This window comes from Holospora curviuscula (assembly GCF_002930195.1).
In the GTDB taxonomy this organism is placed as follows: domain Bacteria; phylum Pseudomonadota; class Alphaproteobacteria; order Holosporales; family Holosporaceae; genus Holospora; species Holospora curviuscula.
Map to the genome: position 1 here is coordinate 1 of NZ_PHHC01000117.1, position 3654 is coordinate 3654.

Sequence of the window (3654 nt, forward strand, 5' to 3'; positions counted from 1 at the left end):
AGCCCCTATCAAAAAGAAAAAGCATGGTCGTTTGGAAAAAAGCGTGTTACGCGTTGGCTTGGATCTGCTGCGGGAATTATTTTTTAAAATTGATCGTTCGGTTAACAATTTCGTGAATGATATTGCGTCAATTTTTAATCAAAAAACTGTAATTGAGCGGGTATTTACAGGGAGATAAACTTTTGTCCTGTACAGAGATCATGTTATAAATAGTTTATGTCTATTGTTCTAGCTGGCATAGAGCGAACTAAGGTCGGTTCTAAACGCGTAATCGCTCTATAGTTAGTCTGCCTACCCATTCTAAAACGGCTACCCAACTTCTCATAGCTCATCTCTTCTTTCTTCTTAATTCTTAAACCCTTACGACGAAAATCGCATAAATACGAAATCTTTAAATATTTTTTCTTTTTTTCTATTATCACTGTTCTATCGTTATTTTGCTATATAAAAAAAATATGAAGAATAATAAGACGCATATACTAAAAGAGTTAGAGCAGAGAAAGAGTTACAAAAGAAACAAGAAGAACTTTCCTTACAAAAAGACTAGTTAAAACAAGAGAAAAAATGGGAACAGTAAAAGTTAGGGATTTTTTTTTTTTAATAATTAACGATTTTCTCATTGAATTAAATAAAGATGAGAAGAAAATTGTTCAATTTTTGTCTTTAAGCCAACATGATGATGTCATACAAAAACTATTTGATCAATTCTTTGAAGACACTCAAAAAAAAATGATTCGTACATTGAGCAACGTTAAAGATGGGAAGGTAGAAACGTTTTTTTAACTAATCTTAAAAAAAGTGTGTAAGACACTCTTGAACCTAAATCAGTAAGAAATTTTTTAAGTTTCTATATTAAAACTTTAATAGGATCAATAGACAATTTACAAAAATTCGTTCCTGGTATTAAAATAATTGAGAGACAATCAAAGAAAAATAAAAAAACAAGCCAATTAAAGAGATGAATTCATTATGGAAAGGTATACGCAAGAGGGAGGGTATAAAAAAAATCATCTATACCTTGAACGTTAAAAAATTGTTTTTTTAACTGCTCCAAATGGACCCTTGTAACACTGCCTAAAAATTTATTTGGGATGTAAAAAATGGTTCTTAAAATCTACTGCTAAAAATGGTTACAGAAGAAAAAAATTAGATCACCGTTCAGGATGACTCTATAATTTACGTATTGAGAAAAAGAAATTTGTGTCTGTCGCGGCACAAAAAGTCCACTTTTCTGTACTGAACAGACTGTAGCGATACCCTTGCTCTACCCACCCAAAACATCCTAAACGTTTAAAGAGGGTTTTCAACTCTTTGGGTTGAATAAAATGATGCCAATTATGTGTTCCTGATGGAATCCATTGTAAAATGTATTCTGCCGCAATAATAGATTTAAAATACGACTTTGTGGTGCGATTTACGGTAGAGCCCATAATATAGCCTCCTGGTATCAATAATGGAAACCAATAGGCCACAGTATCATACAGGTGGTCCACATGCTCTAGAACTTCCATAAACAATAAAACTTCAAAATAATTTGGTCTACCTTGAAAATATTCTGGAGACTCATAAATAATATTCGCTTTGGTATTCTCTGCATGGAATCTGGCTTGCTTTAGGCTATCCTTACATACATCCGTACCAGAGACACGGGCGCCTCGTCTCCAAAGTGCTTCACTAAAAATTCCTCCACCACACCCCACATCTAAAATTTTTCTTCCCTCAATAGAAAAAAAACTTTCTAAAAATGTGATACGTAGCGGAGAAAGTTGGTGTAGTATTTGTGCAGGGCCTCTAAGATCCCACCAATTTTTGAACACAAAGAGAATATCCTATCGAATTTTTAAAGCCGTTAAAGCACCAATGCCTAACAAACAGGAAATAATCCAAAAACGCATGACTATTGCAGACTCAGACCACCCACGTTTTTCAAAATGGTGATGTAAAGGTGCCATTAAAAATATTCTGCGTTGAGTATGTTTAAAATACACGACTTGAATCACCACAGAAAGCGTTTCTACAACAAACACCCCGCCTACAATACCCAATAGTAATTCCTGTTTAATAAAAAGTGCAATGGCTGCTAGTGTTCCTCCCAAAGCGAGTGCGCCCATATCTCCCATAATAATCATCGCAGGTGGTGCGTTATACCAAAGAAATCCTAATCCCGCTCCCAGCAATGCGGCGCAACAGACTGCCAGCTCTCCCGCCATAGGAATATAAGGAATCTTTAGATAGAGGGAAAATAATGAATGTCCAGAAACATAGGAAAAAATTGCCAACACTACACAGGTTACCATTACAGGCCCAATGGCTAGTCCATCTAATCCATCTGTTAAATTTACGGCATTAGACGTTCCAGTCACTACTAAAGCAGCCCAAAGCGGATAAACCCAACCCAAATCAACAACGAAATTTTTGAAAAAGGGAAAATAAATCCCGGTAAATACTGTACTGCTGGTAGAAAAACATAAGCGTCTCAGCGCAAAAAATGTGCCCAGCGCACCTAAAATTCCAATAAGCATTTGAAAGATCAGTTTTTTTTTCCCGTTTAACCCCACACTGTTACGATAAATAATTTTTAACATATCGTCCCAATATCCCAACAAACTTAAGGACAAAAAAGTAAATGTTGTAAGCCATACATACGGACTTGACCAGTCACACCACAAAATAATACTGCCAGTAAAGCCTAGCAACAACATTCCTCCCCCCATTGTAGGAGTATTTTGTTTGTAGAGCAGATGACTTTCAGGACCATCGGTACGAATAGGTTGCCCTCCTCTTTGTACACGCTTCATCCAATGAATGAATGGTTTACCGATAAAGAATATAATAAAAAAGCTGCTTACCAATGCTCCAATAGATCGAAAAGTTAAATATCGGAATACGTTCAAAAAAGAAACATAGTGGGTCAGGTGACTCAGATAAAATAACATAATAAAACTTGAACTGCATGACAACGAGAGCTTAAAGATTGTATTACTTTTTTATGTTTTTTACAACAGAAGATGTAGATTTGTAAAATACAGATGTCTCGAGGTTGAGCTAAAGACTCTGGAGAATTAGACGGGACAAAGAGCAACAATTTTAATTTTTACTTTTTCACTGATTGGGGTAAGAAATATTTGTCCATTAGTTTTACAAGATGAAGCCATGAATCAAACAAATACTTATTTTAAATTATTGCTAAATTCTGAAAAAATCGTGATTTTACGCTAGAGTATATTCAAATAAAGGAAACCGCGTTTTACTTAAAATGATTCATTAAAACATACTACAGTGAATCACTTTGAATTAAATTCAGAATCATGGTATAATGAAAGAAAAAATGTTCACAAGCCAATTAAAGTAACCATTTAATCCATTCTCTGAGAAAAAAACACTATGTAAGACCCTGTATTCATGGATAAAAGGAGGGAGTATAGTCAAGTTTGGAGGTAATAAGAACGCGTGATCCAAGAGATTTAACAGATCATAAATGGAAATTCATTAAGGATCATTTTGAATGAGATAAGTATAGTAATAGAATTAAACACGAAAAAAAAATCGTATTAATGGAGTAGTTTACATAATAAAGACCGGCTGTTCATGGCAAATGCTTCCTAAAGATTTTCCAACATACTTGACGGTACATTTGTTTTATCGAAGATGCAA

At 34.5% G+C, this 3654-nt stretch carries 4 protein-coding genes; 2 read left to right on the forward strand and 2 right to left on the reverse strand.

The window, feature by feature from the left end; all coding sequences use genetic code 11:
• Positions 1-564: 564 nt before the first annotated feature.
• On the forward strand, positions 565-783 hold the full coding sequence (locus tag HCUR_RS06035; protein WP_104207198.1) for a hypothetical protein: 219 nt from the start codon (positions 565-567) through the stop codon (positions 781-783).
• Between the two features lie 386 nt (positions 784-1169).
• On the opposite strand, the gene ubiG is transcribed toward HCUR_RS06035, so the two are convergent.
• Positions 1170-1817 carry a bifunctional 2-polyprenyl-6-hydroxyphenol methylase/3-demethylubiquinol 3-O-methyltransferase UbiG gene (gene ubiG / locus HCUR_RS06040; RefSeq protein ID WP_165780819.1) on the reverse strand — a complete coding sequence of 216 codons (648 nt, stop codon included), beginning with the start codon at positions 1815-1817 and terminating at the stop codon, positions 1170-1172.
• Positions 1818-1829: 12 nt separating this feature from the next.
• Positions 1830-2936: a phospho-N-acetylmuramoyl-pentapeptide-transferase gene (gene mraY, locus HCUR_RS06045; RefSeq protein WP_104207200.1), complete on the reverse strand. Its 1107-nt coding sequence runs from the start codon at positions 2934-2936 to the stop codon at positions 1830-1832.
• A gap of 614 nt (positions 2937-3550) precedes the next feature.
• Here mraY and HCUR_RS10305 point away from each other — a divergent pair.
• On the forward strand, positions 3551-3654 hold a 104-nt coding region (locus tag HCUR_RS10305), incomplete at its 3' end, for a transposase (protein ID WP_129591943.1).